This is a genomic window from Robertmurraya sp. DFI.2.37 (assembly GCF_029211245.1).
Classification (GTDB): Bacteria; Bacillota; Bacilli; order Bacillales; family Cytobacillaceae; genus Robertmurraya; species Robertmurraya methanolica_A.
Window position 1 is genome coordinate 1 of sequence record NZ_JARGEJ010000800.1, and the last position, 291, is coordinate 291.

At 29.6% G+C, this 291-nt stretch carries 1 protein-coding gene; it reads left to right on the top strand.

From position 1 onward, the window contains the following. Positions 1-99 (top strand): sigma factor-like helix-turn-helix DNA-binding protein (locus tag PZE06_RS28700; RefSeq protein WP_275792498.1); only part of this gene is annotated, 99 nt, incomplete at its 5' end. Positions 100-291 lie beyond the last annotated feature (192 nt).

A 291-nucleotide genomic window follows, 5' to 3' on the forward strand; every position in this document is an offset into this window, starting at 1 on the left:
GATGTTGCAGATATGCTCGGAATATCGCAATCATATATTTCGCGATTAGAGAAAAGGACTATCAAAAGATTAAAAAAAGAATTTAATAAAATGGTGTGAATTATTCGAATTAAAAAAAATCTAGTCTTGAGGAAAAAAATAAAAAACGAAAATACTAATAGATAAAGGTTTGTAAAGAATTTCATCTTTTTTTGCCCTTCTTTGTCTTGAGTGAAAGTGCATATTTTTCCTCCTCACAGGAGTTGCTGTACAAAAAACAGTATCTCCTTGAGAAGGAAAAATATGCACTTT